This is a genomic window from Rhodopirellula sp. UH5 (assembly GCF_056839225.1).
Window position 1 is genome coordinate 4,344,999 of sequence record NZ_CM166390.1, and the last position, 19,959, is coordinate 4,364,957.

The following is a 19,959-nucleotide window of genomic DNA, read 5'->3' on the forward strand; positions in this document are numbered from 1 at the left end:
TGGGCTGGAATGATCGCATGAATCCGAAGGCTTTGGTGACCGAGTGAAGAACGCGTGCCGCGATGGTTTCGCAAGAAAATATTCTAATCCGTGCTTGCTTCAGGAACATTCAAAACACGGTTCCCCACTCAAGAACTGGTTCCGGGGCAAAAAACCGCCCAGATCCCGGCGTGAAGGTGTTCCGATTGCAACGATTTCCACTGATTTAGCGGTTGGTGCGATCGAAATGGGGAAAGGAATTCGTTCCGCCGATTGAGACAATGAGAGACCGGTGGAAGTTCCCTCCGGTACCGGGACGCAAATTGAAGCGACGCCATGAACTTCATCCAAGCACTTTCGATTCGATCTCGATCGCCCGCCTTCGTCGTCACCGAAGATCGCCGGCACCGCTGGAGCACCCCCGGCGGACGCTGGGCGTTGCTGCTGATGGGGTGCTGGTGGGTCAGTTCCGCAACCCTGAACGCGCAGCCATCCGATCCGGTCTCGGCGACCCCAGTGTCCGAGTCGACACGTCCCGCCACGAAACCGGCGTCGCTTCGGACGATGCTGAATGCCGAGCGAACCAGCACACTCGCCGCTCTGCCCGCCACGTACCAACTCACTGACCAAACCGCCGCAGAAACCACCGCCGCGGATCCTGATCATCGTGCCGCGGAACGATTGCAAACACGATTCGCCGCTTTGGAAAAACCGGTGCGTGAAATCCGCGTGGTGCAGGCGGACGTCGCGGGTTCCTTCCCTGAGAATCATGCCGCGGAACTGCTCGCCCCGTTGGCCGTGCACGTGATCGAGAGCGACTGGCATGCCATCCCGACTTACGATCGCTACCCGGTTTGCTTTTTCCACCAACCTTTGCATTTTGAAGAACGCAACCTGGAACGTTGTGGCGATGGGCACGGTTGCCTCACCAACGCGATCTCGACGTTTTGGTTTCTCTCGAACACCGCCATTTGGCCCTACCGAATGGCCAGCGAACCGCCCTGTCAGTGCGTCTTGTCCGCGGGCGATTGCAAGACTTGTCAAACCTATTCCTGTCCGGTCGAACCACTGCACACCGACAGCACCCAGCATGAATTCGCAAAAGGCGTGTTGGCGGAAGCCGCGGTGATCGCCGGTTTCACCTTTCTGGTGCTGTGATTCGCGTCCATCGGGACGAGTCGGCCTCAACGCGATTTCCCCAATCCCCAGGCGTCTGTGGTAGTTTGTGCGCACCGGTCAAAATGTCCCGAGGCGAAGGCAACCGCAGCCCATCTCGCCGTGGGCAAACGCTGAAAAGGAAGCACCATGAGTGACTCAGTCTCGCACCTGATCTTTGATGTCGAAAGCATCGCTGATGGCGATCTCATCTCCCGTGTCCGTTACTCGGGTGAAGACTTGTCCCCCGACGAAGCGATCGCGAAATATCAAGCGGAGCGGATGGAGCAAACCGGGTCGACATTCATCCCCTACACGTTCCAAATCCCGATTGCCGTGGTGGTCGCGAAAGTCACCTCCGACTTTCGGTTGGTGGACATCAAATCGCTGGACGAACCCGAGTTCCGGCCGCATGTGATCACCAAGTACTTCTGGCAAGGCTGGGAGATGTACAACATGCCCCAGTGGGTGACCTTCAACGGGCGTTCGTTTGACATTCCGATCATGGAACTGTCCGCCTTTCGGTATGGGATTTCGATTCCCAAGTGGTTTGACGACAGCGGTTACAAATCACGCCGCAACCGGTTCAGCACGCACGCCCACCTGGATTTGCAGGAACTGCTCACCAATTTCGGAGCCTCTCGCTTCAACGGCGGCCTCAACTTGGCCGCCCAATCATTGGCCAAACCCGGCAAAATGGGACTCAGTGGCGATCAAGTCCAATCGTCTTATGACGCAGGTGGCCTCAAAGAGATCAGCGATTATTGTCGCTGCGACGTGCTGGACACGTACTTTGTGTTCCTGCGATGCATGGTGTTGACCGGAAAATTGGAACTGGAACGCGAAATTGAATTGGTCCAACAAACCCGTGATTGGATTGAAAAGGAAAGCGAGACCTGCCAAGCCTGCGCCGATTACATGACGCAATTCGGCGACTGGAAGAACCCTTGGCTGATCGAATCAGAAACAGCTGACGCCGAACCCACTGACACTGGGCCAACCGGATCGGGGCCACCCCAGACCGAAGCGACCAAACCAGACGAATCCAACGCGTGATTGCTGGGATTTTCTCATGAGCCACCAAGCCTTGCGCGTGACGTGCCCCCATTGCATGGCGCTGATCGAATTCCCGCTTGTTTCACGCGGCGAAGAATCTGGCGGCGGTCTCCCAAGCAGCGGTGTCTGTGCCGCCTGCTCTCAACCCATTGATCTCTCCACCTTCCGCGAAAACTCGCCCGCTGACCCGCATTCGTTTGCCAACCGTCAACGAGCGGTCACGCTGTTGCAACCTGCCGAGTCGTCGGTCGAAAGCGTTTTGTTCGATGCCTTCCAGCTGTTTCGTAGCAACTGGAAAGTTCTGCTCGGCGTCTCCTGCCTGACCACGCTGATCTGGTTTGTGTTGGTCGCTTGGCCATGTCAACAATTGAGCGAGCTTTGGACCTTGGCTCAACAGGACACCGCTCAACTGCTGACGTTTTTGTTGGCATCGGGGATGGTGGCTGGGGTTGGCATTCTGACCACCGCCTACACCACCTCGGTGATGGCGAGGATGACGCTGGCCGTGAGTCGCTACGGTCGAGGCAGCCATCAGCCATCCATCCGATTCGCGCCTGATTCGAACGAAACACCGTCACGCGGAAGGCTGTCGGTTCCCGCGATCGTGCTGTTTCACATGACGTTGTTCATGCTGTTCGTTGCCGTCGTGATGGCGATGTTGTTGGTGCTGGGTGTGATTGCCATGATCGCGTTCATGTTGGTGCTGCCCTTGCCGCGTGAAACCGCGACACTGGTGGGCACATTCTCGGTGGGGTGCGTCTACTTTGTTTTGATCTTCGCACTGCAATGGCTTCTCTGGCCCAGCGTGTTCTTGATCGCGGATCGACGAGCGTCGTTCGGCGAAAGCTTGCGAGAGAGTTTTGCTTTGTCTTGGGTGCACCGAAAGGTGAGCCTGAAGGTGGTCACGTTCTACTTTCTGCTCTCGACGGTCGGGGCGCTGCTGTTTTATGTGGGCCAGGCCATCACCGCTCCGATCGCGAGCTTGCCATTGGCGATGGCGTATCTGCGGATGACGGGCGGCCAAACGGTGCTCGACCCAAGCGAGTGAAAACGCCCCCTGGCGACTTCCCCCCCAACGTGATTCCGAAATCGAAACACGTCGCGTGAAGATTTCGGTTCACGACTTGGGCGGATCATGCCGATCCTTCCGATTGGAGTGCGTACGCAAGGAACGCGTCGCCTCACCCTGGTTCGTCATGCGGGGGCATACGAAATGAGAAACACAATCAATCGGCGTCAACTTTTGGTCGCCCTGGCTACCACATCCCTGGTTTCACCGGCCTGGAATGCAACGGCAGCCCCTCCTCCGAATGCCAACGGCGGCGGATTGGTGGGTGAACCCATCCAATTGATCACTGCCAATGATTTGCCGGAGGCTCGCGTCGTCCGACTGCCACCGGTGGATGAAACTGTGAAACAGGTCGTGGTCACGTCGATCGCAATCGATCCGCGTGGCGAATGGCTGGCAGTTGCCGGCGACGACCATGTGATCCGCCTGCTTCGCCTGGAAACGCTGCAAGTGGTTCGAACCCTGGGCGATGGGCATCGATCGGCAAGCTCCCCGATCGGGCACAGCGACATGATTCGCACGCTCGCATTTGATGCCACCGGCAGCCGTTTGGCCTCGGCAGGCAATGATGGTCGCCTGATCATCTGGGATCGCAACGACGACTTTTCGGTGCTGCAAGAAATCGGCTCCGCCCCAGCCTTGGCGTGCGTCAGCTTTTCGCCCGCCGGGGATCAAATGGTTGCGGTCGGTTTTGACAAAGAGGTTTTCTTGATCTCGAACCAGGCCGGCAACCACGAGCGATTGTTTTGCGATTGCAATGATTTGCGATGCTGTGTCTACCGAGCCGATGGAGAAGCCCTGGCGATCGCAGGCCGCGATGGTCACCTGCACTTGTTTGATCCCCGAACCGGCAAACTGATTGCAGACCAACATCTGCACCAGCGACGAGTTCGGGACCTGGCGTTCATGCCGAACTCGGACATCTTGGTCAGTGTCGACGAAGATGGCGTGATCATGCGTTGGGACACCCGGACCAATGAGGTGTTGTCACAACAAACGATTACCTCGGGACGGTTGTTCTCGTTGGCGATCGTCGACAGTCACCGCATCGCTGCCGCTGGCAGTGACGATGTGATTCACTTGGTCGACCTGGCAGACGACGGCCGCTCGCTTTATGTCGCCGGGCAACTGAGAGGCCATGTGGGCTCCGTGGCAACACTCGCCGCAGTCGATGGCATGGTTTTCTCCGGCGGATTCGATGCGACTTTGCGACGCTGGGACCTGAATCAGAACGCGATCGCTGACAGCAAGATTGCACTCGGAAACGACGGGTCGTCCCCGGCCAGCGAACCGACACCTCGCTAAGCCGTCGACCGCATCTCATCCTTCCACTCCTTCAGCTGACCTGAACTCCCTCGTGTTCAACTGAAATCAATGTGCGGTACAAGGAGGTACCAAACGTGATCTGGAAACGTCTCGAACGATTGCTAACACCCAACACTTCTGCTTCGACTGGGCGGAAGATGCGCATCGAGTCGCTGGAGAGTCGTCGTTTGATGGTGGCGGATCCGATCCATGTGGGATTGGTCTATCTCGAAACGGACTACTTGGAATCCGATCAAGACGTCGGCAGCGATTCCAAAGGCGACCGGTTCCTGCTTTCTTTCACCGGCGGAGCCCCCGGCACTGAGCTGACCGAACTGATCATCCGCACTGACAAAGACGGTGACGGCATCTCGGTTGGCGACCCGATCTTTGACACCGAGGTGGGCGGTCGCGGCAAAAATGGCGCGCATCCATTCACGGTCCAGAACATCGAAACACTCGATGGAACTCCCGCCGATGTCACGGCAAGCGTCGACGACGGTGGGCAATTCCTGAAGCTCAACTTCCGTGGCTTCAGCGCGGGCGATCGGCTGGAGTTCACGATCGACGTGGACGAAGTGCTCCGCAACCTCCCGGACCTCGATGAATTCAACAGTCGACTCGATGTCATCACTTCGGGACAAGAGTTCCAAGACTCGATCCTAGAAGCACTTTTCGAAGCCCCGGACTACTACGCCGCCGAAGCCGATGCGATCTTCCTGAATGACTTTGGTGACCCAGCCCAAGAATACGGTCTGGATTTGCCGCCAGATGAAGGGTCGGACATCGACAGTCGGCCCAACCGCTCCGCGGCCGCCGTTGGGACCGCCACGCAAACTCCGATCCCAGCCTCAATCGGTGGTTTCGTTTATCGAGACGACAACGACTCGGGCACCAAAGACGCTGGCGAAGTCGGCTTGGGCGGCGTCACGGTTCGGTTGGTCCCCGTCGACACGATTGCACCCCAGAACCAGCTTGAAACCAAAACCAACGCGGATGGTTCGTACCAATTCACGAACTTGATGCCAGGTCGTTACCGCATCGTCGAAGTCGACCAGCCCGCTGATTTGGAAGACGGCCAGGACGCAGCCGGCACCATCGACGGCCAAGTGGTCGGTTCGGCGATCAATCCCGGCGACGAAATTCGCGACATCGTGCTTGGTGGCGGTGATGTCGGGGTGGAATACAACTTCGGCGAAGTCCCTCTGGGTTCGATTGGTGGCTTTGTGTACTTGGCCGCGCCGGGTGCAGACTGCGACGGCGATCACGACGCCGGTGACAGCACGCCTCTGCAAAACGTCGAAGTTCGATTGATCGACGAGCAAGGCAAATTGGTCGCGACCACCCGGACCGGTGCGGACGGCAGTTACCTCTTCGATGACCTTCGTACAGGCGTCTACGAGATCGTTGAGATCACGCCTGACGGGTTGCTGGATGGCGGATCGCATCCCGGAGAGATTCGCACGATCGCTTCGAACATCTTCGTGCCCATTGGTGGCTCCGTCGATGGTGGCCGCATCACCAACGTCGCGTTGCCGCCCGGCGGCGAAGGCCACGAGTACAACTTCTGCGAAGCCGCCCCGGGATCGTTGTCGGGCGAGGTTTATCACGACCGGGACAACGACGGAAATCGAGACGCTGGCGAAGAAGCGATCCCCGGCACCGAATTGGTGCTGGTCGGCTCGGATGGAAACGTCGTCGCCACCACCGTCACCGGGCCCGATGGCGAGTACAAGTTCAGCGGTTTGGCAGCGGACACGTACCGTATCATCGAAACCCAGCCGCTTGGATACATCGACGGCATCGACTCCGTTGGGCAAATCGACGGAACCACGGTCGGTGGACTGGGGTCGGATGCAGACAGTTTCGTCAGCATCACGCTGCGTCAAGGTTTGCACGGCGTGAACTATGACTTCGGCGAACGCCAACTGGCGTCGCTCAGTGGACGCGTGCACGTCGACTTCGACGAAGATTGCTTCAAAGACGATGACGAACCGGTCCTGGAAGGCGTGACCATCACCTTGGTCGACGAGAGCGGCAAGCAAGTTGCTCAAACCCAAACGGACGCGGACGGTCGGTACACCTTCACCGATCTGATTCCTGGCAACTACACCGTCATCGAAACGCAACCGGACGGCTACTTCGAAGGCGGCGCCAAACCGGGTTCGGCAGGCGGCGTCAGCGAAAACGGCAGCCGAATTGGCTCGATCACGCTGACGTCGGGCGAAGTCGCCGTGAACTACGACTTCTGCGAGCGGCCACCGTCGGAAATTTCTGGGATCGTGTACGTCGATCGCGACGCAGATTGCTTCCGCGATGCAGACGAAGAAGGACTGTCGGGCGTTCGCGTTGAATTGGTCAACGAAGCCGGCGACGTCATCGCGACCACGCTCACCGATGCCTCGGGTGCGTACAAGTTCACCTTCCTGCCAGCCGGTTTCTACACCGTTCGCGAAATTCAGCCGAGCGGGTACTTCCACGGCGGTCAAAAAGCGGGCAGCCACGGTGGCAACGACTCCCAAGCCGATGTGATTTCGACCATCGACATGGGCTGGGGCGAAACCCTGACGCAGTACAATTTCTGCGAATTGCTGCCCTCTGAGTTGTCCGGCGTCGTGTACGTCGACAAAGATGCAGATTGCTTCCGCGATGCAGACGAGATTGGCCTGGCCGGCGTGATCGTGGAACTGTTCGATGAGAACGGTGCCTTGGTCGGCAGCACGACCACCGACGCCAATGGTGCCTATCACTTTGGCAACTTGAAATCGGGCGTCTACACCGTTCGTGAAACGCAACCGGAAGGCTACTTCCATGGCGGACAAAAGGCGGGCTCGGGCGGCGGCGATGACAGCCTTGCCGACGTGATCTCGACCATCGACATCGGCTGGGGCGAAACGCTGACCGACTACGACTTCTGCGAGCGATTGCCATCGGAGTTGTCGGGTGTGGTCTACGTCGACAAAGACGCCGACTGCTTCCAAGACCACGACGAACCGGGACTGGGCGGCGTGTTGATTGAGCTGTTCAACTCAGCCGGTGAATTGGTCACCACAACGACCACCATTGCGGATGGCTCGTATCACTTTGGAAACTTGCAGGCCGGTTCCTACACCGTTCGCGAAACCCAACCGGACGGCTACTTCCACGGCAGCCAAATGGCCGGCAGTGCAGGCGGCAACGACAGCGTCGACGATGTGATCTCAACGATCCCGGTCGGCTGGGGCGAGTCGCTGATCAACTACGACTTCTGCGAAGTTCTGCCCAGCACCATCTCGGGCATGGTCTGGGCGGACACGGTTCGCAACAGCGTCTTCGATGACGGCGAGACTCCGCTGGCCAACGTGATCATCGAGTTGCGTGATGAGACCGATCAAGTCATCGCGACCACGCAAACCGACAACCAAGGTCGTTACACGTTTGATTCGTTGCCGCCGGGAACCTACTCGGTCCACGAGTCACAACCCGATGACTATTTCCAAGGTGGCCAGATCGTCGGCGACTTCGGCGGCCGTGTCCTTCGCAGCGATGTGATCGGTGAAATCACGATTCCTGGCGGCATCGACGCGACCGGCTACGACTTCCCTGAGTTGCCACCCGCAACGATCACTGGCTACGTCTTCCAAGACGGCGAGAACCTGGTGCTCCGGGAAGCTCCCAGCCCGGAAGACTTGCGAGAGTACCGCGATGGCGAATTGACAGACGACGACACACGATTGTCTGGTGTCACACTCGAACTTCGCAATGTGCTGGGCAGTCCCATCGACAGCGCCACCGGAGCCCTGGCGGGAACCTATGGCACCGAAACCATTCGCGTCACCACCGACGAAAATGGTTTCTACGTCTTCAGCGGTTTGCGACCTGAAACGGTTTACTCGGTCTACCAAGTCCAACCCGAGGGCTTCATTGATTCGCTGGACACGCCCGGCACGCTTGGCGGTTTGGCAATCAACGTCGCTGACTTTGTTTCCGACAGCGGCGAAGGAACGCTGACGTTCCCGACGTCCGTTCAAAACCTGATGGCGGACTCATCCACCGACCCGAAGTTCGATGCGATCCTGCAATTGTTCGTGGGTGCTGGCCAGACCAGTGCCGACAACAACTTCAGCGAAATTGCCATCGAAGATCCGCCAGACTTTCCACCCGAAGAATACCCGACTCCCGATCCGATCAGTCGCCCTTTGGTGCCCATCGAAACGTTCGAGACCCCGATCCGACCGATGGCATTTGGAATCCACCTGGATCCCCACCAGCAATTCTTCTTCGCAGATGAATGGCAAGTCAGCTGGCACCTGAGCGTGATCAACGGTGGCTTCCCACGAGGCGGCGGTGCCGATTCAGGAATCGTTCAGGCAGACGAGTTCTCCGATGACGGCGACCTGATTCGTCCGGCCAACTACCGCACCGAACTCGATGGCGATGGCGAAGAAGGAAGCGAACGAAAAGGCAAGCTGCCGAGCTCGTTGATGCGAAACGATTTGATGGCGGGTCTTTGGCACATCCAAACCCCCACGGTTCGAACGCTGGCATCACAATCCGATTCGGGCTCTCACATTCAAATGGGACACCCCGATGCCACCGCGCTCACCGGTGACTTCAATGGCGATGGCGTTGACGAAGCGGTGTTGTTCATCGGTGGACAATGGTTCGTGGACCTCAACGGCAACGGCACATGGGACGCTGGCGACCTTTGGGTTCGGCTCGGAACGGAACTCGATCGCCCCGTCGTGGGTGACTGGGACGGCGACGGCAAAGACGACGTCGGGATCTTCGGACGCCGCTGGGAAAACGACTGGGCTCGCATCCGCCGCGACCCCGGTTTGCCCGACCCCGCCAACACACGTCGACGTGGCCTGACACGTGAGGAATTGGTCCCCCGTGAAACCACCGCCAACGAAGATCAGCAACGGATGTTGATGCGGGGCGAAGATGGGGGACTGTTGGCCGATGCGGTGGACCACGTCTTCCAGTACGGCGAACAAGTCGACACACCCATCGCCGGTGACTGGAACGGCGACGGCATTGACCAAATCGGTGTTTTCCGCGGCGGCCAGTGGTTGCTCGATGATGATGCCGACGGTCGTTGGACAGGCAAAACCAAGCCCCACGACTTTGGCCGTCCCGGTGACGAGCCAATCGTGGGCGACTTCGACGGTGACGGCATCGATGAAATTGGTGTGGTCCGAGGCGATGTCTGGATCATCGACAGCGATGGCGACCGAAAGTTGACCGCCAACGACAAACGCATCGCCGTGCCGCGAGAGTCAGCGGATTCGCAGCCGATCGTGGGTGATTTCAATGGCGACAACAAGGACGAACCTGGCTACTACACCAACGCTGGCTGATCGCTGAAACCGTTGGTCGCTCGGCCTTCGTTGGTGCATCAGCCAATCGATCCCAACCCGAAGCGTCAGCGAGTGGACCAGCGGATCAATCCACCAGTCCGTCAAAAGTTGCTTGCACCGTAGGACTGGGAAGTCCATCCTTCGGTCGGTCGACCACGAGCTGATCGTGCGTCAAAACCTGAAATCAGGGTAGCGAAACTCGTCAAGAGTTTCGACTTGCTTGACGAAATCCCGAAAGTCTTGACGACTTCCGCGACGGTGATGCCCCGCAATCCGTTTGAACGTGGCTTTGACAGAGCCCACCCTCTTCCCCTTTGATTGAGTTCTTTGATGTCAGATCGCATTGTTCTTCGCACGGGCGAATCGCTTGTCGCCGGTGGCCCACCCTTCACCGCAGCGGAACCCGAAGTCGTCATCGGCGAACTCGACGGCCCCGTTGGCACGGCCCTGGCCACTTTGACGGGGGACCAATCAATGGGTCACTCCAAAGTCTTCGCGATTCTGAACACCGACATCCAAGTCCGTCCGGTGACGTTGTGCGTCAGCAAAGTGACGGTCAAAAACAGTCGTTACACCAACATCCTGATGGGCACGGTCCAAGCCGCGATCGCCAACGGAGTTTTGGATGCGGTTCGCGCTGGCGATCTCCCCAAGGAAAAGGCCAACGACCTCGGCATCATCTGCAGTGTGTGGTTGAACCCTGGTGTCATTGATGACGACAACTTGGACCACAAGGCCTTGTTCGACATTCACCGCCAAGCGATGGCGCAAGCGATTCACAAAGCGATGAACAACGAACCATCGATCGATTGGTTGCTCGATAACCAAGACAAGATCACCCACAAGTATTACCAAATGGGTCTCGACGGCAAAATCTAGTTTGCCATCACGCATCGTCGCCGATTGGCTCCGCCCAATCGACGAGCCCCGCGGCGAAGCTTGGTTTTTGAATTCCATCCGTAGCGGAAGTCGTCAAGACTTTCGGCGATTCAGGATGCAAATCGAAACCATTGACGAGTTCCGCGACCCGAGAACGCAAGCCGCTCTGCGATCGCCGATTTGGTTCCCGAACGATTGCGTTACCGGAACAGCGAACCGTTGGCAGGCACTTCACTTGCCTGACCGTTCAAGGCAGCGATCCATTCCGCGGGGTCGTTGCCCAGGTCTTTCCCGGTGCTCTCACGAAGCGTTTCGATCACCAAATCTTGCGTGGCAGGGTCTCGGTCTTGAAGGGCCAGCTTGAGCGAATTGGTTGAGATCTCGCCGGGGTGCTTGCCCAGCGCCGCGATCGCGGCGTGGCGGACGTCTTGGTCTTGAGATTCACCTGCGATCGACGCCAACAACTGAGCCGCCTGTTCTTCGGGTCGCTCACCCAACGCACGGCATGATTCCATGCGGACCTTCAGGTTGTCATCCTTCAAGCCTTTGGCGACCAAATCGAGCGTGCCCGCGTCTTTCGAACGTCCGGCGGCCAAGATCGCCAAACGACGCATCTCGGCACTGGGATCGTTTTCATAGATCTGTTCCAGGTGCGGTGTCCAAGTCAGTTGGCGCTCTTCCGGCATCGCGATCATCGAATCCGCCAGCGACTGCAGCTCTTGGCGACGCTTGTGATCCGTCACCCCGATCGCCTCATCCGCCTTCCACTGACGCATCGTGAAGTAGGGATTGGCATGCTTGAGCGCATACATGGGGCCATCGTGACAGCCTCCGCACAGCACCAAAACAGGGGCCGTCAGGAGGACAGACATCAACGGAACGATCGACTGGAAAAGGCGACTCGCCATGCGGTTCATCCGAGACGGGAAGATTCATTGAACAATTCAACCTCCGACGTAGCAAATCCGCGTGGATGAGAAAAACCCCAATTCACCCCCGAAACGTTTCACGCCAGTGTTTCACAAGAGCGGAGTTCAGCCTCCATCAGCCTGTTCGACCTCGCCAACGGGAACACGCCGGAGGCGTTCAAGAGAGTAGCCGGCGGTCGAACGAAGCGAACACCGCCGGAGGCTGCGACATCCTCCGGGCTCGTCCACGACTTCTCCCAACCGAATCCTCGAAGAACTGATCGAACGGCGCAAAAGGAGCCGGTCCCCGGTTAGGCAACGTCCACCGGGAAGACTATCTTTTTTTCGCTCGGGGAGATGTCCAGCGAGCCGTCGACTCAGTGCTGGATCGCTGCTCCCAGACTGCCAATCCCAGATCAACTTGGAATCTCAACCATTGTCATCCCGCGGAACGAAAAAACCCTTCGAATCTCTTGATGGACTGCAGCAGTTGACATGTCAACTCCTCGCCGTCGCTTGGGGCCCGGTCGACCTGTCCGATCTATCGAAAATGGTACGAAAAGCGCTGCCTTGCTTGACCAAGCTTGGCAAACCAGGACCTCCCAAGATCACCCAGGCCGTCATCAAGCCGATGATGAGTCAACTGCGAAACATCGGCTACATTCAGCTTCCATCCAGCACCAAATTCCAAATTCGGCCGTCCCTGGGCGATGCGATTCTGAGATCATCGATCCACGAGGGTACGTTCTCGGATCTGGTGGCCATCGTGAACGCATTTCACAAATCACATCGATACTCCTGGGAGCGACATCAGCCTTCAGACAAACTAAAGAAACAACGGATCGCATTCTATCAAGGCGATTTGGAGGGCTACTTCGACCATGCCTCAGAGGACGCGGTCCAAGCACGAACAATGGGCCTGCTGACGCCCTTTGACGAGACCGTCTACGAAGGCCTGCCTTTCGAACTTCAAGATGCCTACTGGCGGGTCTTCGGACCGTCCCTGTTGCACACGGCGAATGGCTCGGCGGCGATGATCGATCACGTCGAAGCTTGGTTGAAACGCTCGTCCCCCGAGGACGAGGCTGCCATTTCGGTGGGTGTCGATTTATTGTTTGCCGCGGGCCGCGTTGCCGCCTTGCAGCCGTTGGCGGAACTGCTGAAACACCAACGCCCCGAAATCCTTGGGCTGGTCTGCCTGCTGCACGGTGATCGAGATCAAGCGATCCAACACTTTGCCACCGCCATGCCAACTGCATCGCGAAAGAAAGGCTCGTCCTCGACGGCATGCCAAACCTTCGCCGGACTTCACTACCCGCTGCTATTGCTCCGGCAGTCCGATCCCCGAGCGACCGCAACGGCTGCAAAGATCATCCAACGACGCATCAAGCAATTGGATGAAGATCTGCTGCAAGGATGTGACGCCGTGTTGAGCGGGTGCGACTTTTTAGGCGACCCGGGACTGGCCCAATCCATCCAAATCAGTTGGACCGATGATGCCTCTCGCCCCTTGGCAACTTTGCTCAGCGGTTATGCGCGTGAAATTTGTTTCAGCACGGAACAAGCAGCCCGTGAACTGAAAAACCTTGCCAAAGTCAGCGAGTTGTATCGCGCCTCGGGAATGGATTGGCTGGCGGCCGAAGCGATGACCCTCGCCAACCGGCTCAAACCAAATCAATCGACTGCGAAAATGATTGCGAAACTGTACCACGCCACCGGCACATCACCGATGGCCGGTCAGTTCGAGCGAACACCCATTTGGAAAACACAACTTGGCGCCTTGCAAGCTTTTGCGGCCAGTTACCAGCCCGCGTCTCCCTCTGCCAAGCAGCCAGGCTCCGCGATACCGGAAGAGCAAAACCGTCTGGCGTGGTTGGTGACCATTGCGACCGATGACCGTCCTCTCGATTGTCGACCGGTTCACCAAAGCTATGGCAAAAAGGGCTGGTCCAAAGGTCGCCCCATTGCTCTGGAGCGAATCCATGACCCGAGTCGACTCGCCGAGTTTGATTTCTTGAAACCTTCGGATCGAAAGATTTGCGGCTCGCTCCGTTGCGACATTTCACGCGATCCCTACGGGTACACGGAACGTTACTACTACTTTGAAACCGCGTTGTTGGTCGATGCCCTGGTCGATCACCCCTGTCTGTTCATGGACGACGACTCCCGATCGCCAATTGAAATTGAAAAGGGTCAGGCTCGTTTGGTGGTCGAGCAATCGCCCGAGGGTGGCGCCACGATTTCCTTGTCACCTCGACCAACATCCCGTGACTGTCATTTGCTGGTGCAACGCGAGAGCACGTCGAAGTTTTCGATTGTTCAATTCAGCGACGCACAGTTGAAACTGGCGTCGATTTTGTCCGACGGTCTGACGGTGCCCGACTCCGCCGTCGATCAACTGCTCGACGCGGTGCGGCCACTGGCACCGATCGCGCCGTTGCATTCGGAGATCGAAGTCGCCGCCGAGGGTGCGGAGCAAGTCGTCGCTGACAGCGCCATTCACGCTCACTTGACGCCTTACGATCAAGGCCTGCAAATCACCTTCTTCACTCGCCCCTTTGGTGACAGTGGCGGTTTCTTCGTTCCGGGTCAGGGCAGTCGAACGGTCGTCACCAAGGTTGACGGTCAGATGCGATCGACTCGCCGGGATTTGGAGGCGGAATCAGACAGCCTTCGTGCGGTGCAAAACGATTGCGACTTCCTGGGTGAGCAGGCCAACGTCGAGGTCATCGATCTGCCCACTGCGGCGGAGGCTCTCGAAGCGCTGCTGGAACTGGAATCGCTGGTGGAAGAATCACGTTTGACGTTGCACTGGCCCAAGGGGCAAGCCTTTCAAATCGCCGGGTCCGCAGATGAGTCGGACTGGAAGATCAAGATCGATGGGGGGCAGGATTGGTTCGCCGCTTCGGGCAAACTGCAGGTGGACAACCAATTGGCCATCGAGATGATGGATCTGCTGGAGATGGCGAGCGCCAGCACATCCCGATTCGTGCAACTCAACGACGGTCGATTTGTGGCGCTCACCGAACACTTTCGCAAGCGACTGGAAACGATGGCCGCGTACACGGATCGCCGCCAAGACGAAGTGCGGTTCCCCACCATTCGCACCACCGCGATCGCCGAACTGACCGGCAACGCTGACCTGATTGCCGACCAACAATGGAAGACGCAGATCAAGCGAATCGAATCGGCCGACCGCGTGCGACCGAAAGTTCCCAAGACGCTGGACGCAGAACTCCGCGACTACCAAGTCGACGGCTTCAAATGGATGACCCGTTTGGCTCACCTGGGCGCGGGTGCCTGCCTGGCCGATGACATGGGATTGGGGAAAACGCTGCAGTGCCTCGCCGTTCTGCTCCACCGCGGCAAGTCCGGCCCGGCATTGGTGGTCGCCCCCACATCGGTGGCCGCCAACTGGGTTTCCGAGATCGCACGCTTTGCACCCTCGCTGCGCCCGGTCCTGTTCAGCGAAGCGGATCGCGAGACGGTCATTGAGTCCTTGGGAAAACGAGACCTGCTGATATGCAGTTATGGTTTGCTGGCCAACGAAGCGGAAAAATTGCAATCCCGACGTTGGCAGACGCTGGTTCTCGACGAAGCCCAGGCGATCAAGAACGCAGACACCAAACGCAGCGAAGCAGCGATGGGACTCGAAGCGGATTTCCGAGTCGTGCTCACCGGCACACCCATGGAAAACCATCTGGGTGAACTGTGGAACCTGTTTCAATTCATCAACCCAGGACTACTCGGTTCCTCGGAGTCGTTTCAAGAACGCTTTGCCGTTCCGATCGAACGCGATCATCGCCGCGACGTCCAGCGACAACTCAAGCAATTGATCGCGCCGTTCATTCTGCGACGGACGAAGTCCCAAGTTTTGGATGAACTCCCACCGCGAACCGAAATCACCGTGCCGATCGAATTGGGTGACAAGGAAGCCGCGATGTACGAAGCCATTCGTCAAAAGGCACTCCAAAACTTGGAGGACAGTGACGACGACCGCCCCATGCACATCAAGATCCTGGCGGAATTGATGCGTCTGCGACGATTCTGTTGTCACCCCGATCTAGTCGACGCCAACGCAGGCCTGAAAGCAGCAAAACTCGAACGGTTTACTGAAACGGTGACGGATCTGATCGAGGGCGGTCACAAGGTGTTGGTGTTCAGCCAGTTCGTCGGCCACCTGCAACTCTTGAGAGACCGACTCGATGAACGTCAGATTTCGTATCAGTACCTGGACGGCAGCACGCCCGCGAAGAAACGCAAGACCAGCGTGGATGCCTTCCAGGACGGCGAAGGCGATGTGTTCTTGATCAGCTTGAAAGCCGGGGGCGTGGGGTTGAACCTGACGGCAGCCGACTACGTGATCCACATGGACCCCTGGTGGAATCCCGCGGTGGAAGACCAAGCGTCCGACCGCGCCCACCGGATGGGACAGCAGCGGCCCGTCACGGTGTACCGATTCATCACCACAGGGACCATTGAAGAACGAATCCTGAAACTCCATGAAAGCAAACGCGACCTCGCCGACAGCCTGCTCGAAGGCACCGAATCATCCGCCAAACTCTCCGCCGAAGAACTCATGAAGTTGATCCTGTAAAGAGAACGCCAGTCGCCGAAAGACGCCTGCCAACCTGACTCGAATCAATCCGTGAGCTCTCCCCCAGCTTCGGAGGTCGTGCACCTTCCGAGACCGCTTTTCGGCGGATTTCCACCTGACGTACCTCTCCCAAAACGAAGTTTGGGAAGAGCGATAAACCAGTGGTCTGTTACAGCTAAAAGTGAGGGTTGATCGTAGTGGATGAGGCCACGATCCTTGGATTGGACGCCAGTTCAGGACTCGTGGCCTCGTCCACTACCCGAAAAACAAGTCGTGACAGACCACTCGCTCGAGCGACGCCGTTCAGGCGTGCGCGAGGGTGAGGGCCGGGCATGGGAAGTGACGCGTGTTCCCCATCCCCGGAGAGCCCCGCACAATTTGAACTTTACAATTTACAATTTCACTTTTTCAATCACCGCCCCGCCTCTCAGCCTCCCCGCCACCAACTCCCCACCGTCCACCAGCGAAGCCTCTCTTCGCCAACCCATTCGCGGCCCGCTTCCGTTGCGGCTTGTCGATTGATTCGTCAACAAGGTTTTCACGCATATAGGATGGGCACTCTTGCCCGTCCAAGTTGCGGATGTCGGCCAAGAGTGGCCAACCTACAGCAAAATCGACAAGCCCGTCGCTCACGGGCGAGGTTCGCAAGTTGTTGCGAGCACGGCACTTCAACTCGGGTCCTGCCCCGCCTGCAGACAACCGGGGCTAACGCCGAATGGCTCACATGAGTATGCCCGATCATTCCTGCCGACCTGCTTAACAGACGCTAGAAAGCCGATCGCACGCACCTCCCCAACCATCGCTCTGCGTCTCTGCGTCTTTGCGTTGAACCAACATCCACCACCCGTCCCAAGAGTGAAACGCCAGGACGCCAACACACTCGAGTCGCCAACGAGACGACTGGGGGGTAGCGTTGCCCGCACGATCAATCATGACAGTCGGATTCCGCGTTGCCGAATCGATCTCGGCTAGCCTTCGTTTCCTTCAACGCTGACGTGGACGGAACCGTTTTCATCAGTGACAGACTGAATCTTGACATCGAGAAAACGCTGCAGCACCTCGATGTGGGTTTGACTGTGCTGCGACAATGGTCCCGTGCGAAATTCACTGCGGTGCCCGTGGCGCGCGGCCAAGCCCATCGGCAACAACAATTGATCGGCCAGGTACGCTCCCACGGGAACCTCGCTGGCCAAGTGGGCTCGAGCCTCACGCAGCGTCGCACGCGCAATCTGCTCCGCTTTGACTCCGATCTTGCCGAACCCAATGATCAATTCACAGACGTTGTCAAACCCCAGTTCGATCATCACGACATTGCCCGGACCACCGGCTCGCGGAACATCGAGCACCTGGAATGCCTTCTTGTCCCATCCGGTTTTTCGTGCGATCAGGTCACACTCCCGTTCACCCACCGATGCTGGAATCCGGGAAACCAGTGCGGTGACCTTCGGTTTCAGTTTCCCGATTCGGTCCGTCAATGTGAGCCCATTCATGCCGGAGGAGGGCGTGACCTTCATCACCATCCGCCCGCCACCGGCAGGGTAAAACCCGTGGGATTCAAGATCGACTTCCACGTTCGCATTCATCCGAGCCAACAACGGCAGGTAGCAACGCCGAAAGAAATCAAATGGCGGCGCCCAAGCCGCGTGCGTCCCACCGCCAATCTCGATCGTCGAGGGTGCATCCGCATGCAGAAGAACCGGCAGGATGGTCTGCGCAACCAGGATCGCACTGCCCGCCGAACCGACTTCAAAACAATGGTCGCCGCCGGACAATTCCCCAGGCACCAACGTCAATTCATTCGAACCCAATTGGTCTCCGCTGACGTCGCCCGAACAAACCTGCTTGATCGCCCGCACACCTGCCAGATGCTGACGCAGCAGCCCCGGTTTCTTGCGACCGCCGCGAATGTTGGTGAGGCGAATGGGTTGCCCCGTGACCGCCGCGAGGGCGAGCGAAGAGCGGACAATCTGCCCGCCCCCTTCGCCCTCGCTTCCATTGATTTCAATCATCTGCTTTGCTCGCATCCTTGATCACGAAACGGGCTTTCAAACGAGCCACTTCGCTCGCCAATCCAGCGGACTTGACCGAACGCAGGACCTCATTGAAGTCCTTGTAAGCGGCGGGGGCTTCGTCGATCGGGTACTTCCGGCAATTGCTCAAGATGTCGTTGGAATCAAATTCCGCGTCCACCGTCGCTTGATCCAGCACACGCTTGGCATGACGACGCCCGAGTGTCCGTCCCGCACCATGGTTGACGCTGTAACAAGACGCCGACGCACCTTCCTCAGCCACCATCACCGCTGACCCATCGCGTGGATTCCCCGGCAACAAAATCGGGTGTCCCGATTTTGCAAACGGAGTGTTGGCAAGCGAATGGTGGCCACCCGGCATCGCTCGCGTGGCTCCCTTTCGATGCACCCAGGCTGGTCGATTGTCCACGATTTCCTTTCGAGCGATGTTGTGACTGATGAAGTAAACCAAGTTCCCGCGGGTTCCCGGAATCACTTCTTGGAACGCTTCCAGTACGAGAGCATTGATCAGCAAATGGTTCACGGTCGCAAAGTTCGCTCCCAACGCCATGTCATCGAGGTAGTCATTCGCTTCCTCGGTTCCCAAAGGAGCGTAAACCAATTGGCGATCGCCCGCAGGCAGCGGAATCCCCCACCGATCAAACTTGTCTTGCAAGGTACGGAATTGGCCCGAGGCCAAGTTGTGACCAAACCCGCGAGATCCACAGTGCGACAAGAACGCAACGTTTCCATCGATCAGACCAAACGTCTGAGCCACTTCACGGGCGCGGTCGTTGTCGCCCACTTCCACGACTTCGCATTCACCAAAGTGGTTCCCGCCTCCATACGACCCCAGTTGCTGCATCTTGTCGCTGAAGTTGCTCATGTGGCGATGCCCCAGGATCGATTCGAGTCGACTCTCGAGTGCCAACCCCGTGTCATCGTGTCCGACATGATGTGAGTCTTCACATCGGAATGCCCATCCGGTCGGGATCCCAAGAGCGCGGCACACATCGTCGCTTGCCCCTTCGGTCACCAATTGCTTCCCGAGGGTTCGGTTGACATGCCGTGCCTTGGTCACGCTGCGCTGCCCCTTCCCAGCCCCCGTCGGCGTGCGCTGGCAGATCGCCGAAATCAACGCTCGACGAACCTTGCGGTCCTCGATCGCTTCGGCAGGAAGATCCAATTGCAACAAGCTCATCGAACACTTGATGTCGACACCAACCGGACCTGGGTAAATGTGAGTGGGCGAAACCATCACGCAACCCACTGGTGCTCCGTAACCGCAGTGCGCGTCGGGATTCAAAACCAGATCGGTGACCCCGGGGGCCAATCGCGAATTGACGGCTTGCTGCAAACACAAGTCGTCGAAGGTTTCGCGAATGGACTCGGTTCCGAAGACCCGAATCGGCGCGGTCGTTTCCGTCCGCAGCAACGCGGTCGCTTCGCCGGTCGAAACCATTCCGGGGCCGGAGTACTTGAATCGCGAATTCGGGGTGGAGCGAGTCTTGGTGGATGTGGTCATGGAAGCCTCGTGCTGGAGAATTTCGAATGCTGTGGTTGGTTTCTTAACGCATCCCCCGTGCCAAACCCCCGGCAAAGAACGTAAGACGCATCACCACAATGACTTACAAAAACACAGCTCAATTCACGGGAGTGG

Annotated in this window: 10 protein-coding genes; 7 read left to right on the forward strand and 3 right to left on the reverse strand. The window is 58.1% G+C overall.

Annotated features, from left to right (window positions below; genetic code table 11):
• Window positions 1–315 precede the first annotated feature (315 nt).
• The 6 genes from UH5x_RS15485 (at window position 316) to fae (ending at window position 10,785) form a co-directional block, all read left to right on the forward strand.
• Entirely contained in the window at window positions 316–1,137 is an 822-nt protein-coding gene (locus UH5x_RS15485; RefSeq protein ID WP_482632931.1) for a hypothetical protein, read from the forward strand.
• Window positions 1,138–1,284: 147 nt separating this feature from the next.
• Entirely contained in the window at window positions 1,285–2,190 is a 906-nt protein-coding gene (locus tag UH5x_RS15490; protein ID WP_047812258.1) for a 3'-5' exonuclease, read from the forward strand.
• A gap of 16 nt (window positions 2,191–2,206) precedes the next feature.
• Window positions 2,207–3,238 (forward strand): hypothetical protein, encoded by a 1,032-nt coding sequence (locus UH5x_RS15495; protein ID WP_482632932.1) that lies wholly within the window; start codon window positions 2,207–2,209, stop codon window positions 3,236–3,238.
• Window positions 3,239–3,403: 165 nt separating this feature from the next.
• Window positions 3,404–4,564, forward strand: coding sequence for a WD40 repeat domain-containing protein (locus UH5x_RS15500; protein ID WP_482632933.1), 1,161 nt, complete (start codon window positions 3,404–3,406; stop codon window positions 4,562–4,564).
• Between the two features lie 158 nt (window positions 4,565–4,722).
• Window positions 4,723–9,906 (forward strand): MSCRAMM family protein, encoded by a 5,184-nt coding sequence (locus UH5x_RS15505; RefSeq protein WP_482636004.1) that lies wholly within the window; start codon window positions 4,723–4,725, stop codon window positions 9,904–9,906.
• A gap of 330 nt (window positions 9,907–10,236) precedes the next feature.
• Complete coding sequence (fae, locus tag UH5x_RS15510) at window positions 10,237–10,785, forward strand: formaldehyde-activating enzyme (protein ID WP_047812254.1); 549 nt, start codon at window positions 10,237–10,239, stop codon at window positions 10,783–10,785.
• A gap of 200 nt (window positions 10,786–10,985) precedes the next feature.
• Here the strand turns inward: fae and UH5x_RS15515 are convergent, their stop codons facing one another.
• Window positions 10,986–11,702 carry a HEAT repeat domain-containing protein gene (locus tag UH5x_RS15515; protein ID WP_047812253.1) on the reverse strand — a complete coding sequence of 239 codons (717 nt, stop codon included), beginning with the start codon at window positions 11,700–11,702 and terminating at the stop codon, window positions 10,986–10,988.
• Between the two features lie 541 nt (window positions 11,703–12,243).
• On the opposite strand from UH5x_RS15515, the gene UH5x_RS15520 reads away from it, so the two are divergent.
• Entirely contained in the window at window positions 12,244–16,290 is a 4,047-nt protein-coding gene (locus UH5x_RS15520; protein WP_482632934.1) for a DEAD/DEAH box helicase, read from the forward strand.
• Between the two features lie 968 nt (window positions 16,291–17,258).
• Here the strand turns inward: UH5x_RS15520 and rtcA are convergent.
• Window positions 17,259–18,299, reverse strand: coding sequence for an RNA 3'-terminal phosphate cyclase (gene rtcA, locus UH5x_RS15525; protein ID WP_047812251.1), 1,041 nt, complete (start codon window positions 18,297–18,299; stop codon window positions 17,259–17,261).
• Window positions 18,292–19,824: an RtcB family protein gene (locus UH5x_RS15530; protein WP_047812250.1), complete on the reverse strand. Its 1,533-nt coding sequence runs from the start codon at window positions 19,822–19,824 to the stop codon at window positions 18,292–18,294. Before UH5x_RS15530 ends, rtcA begins: the two co-directional genes overlap by 8 nt.
• Window positions 19,825–19,959 lie beyond the last annotated feature (135 nt).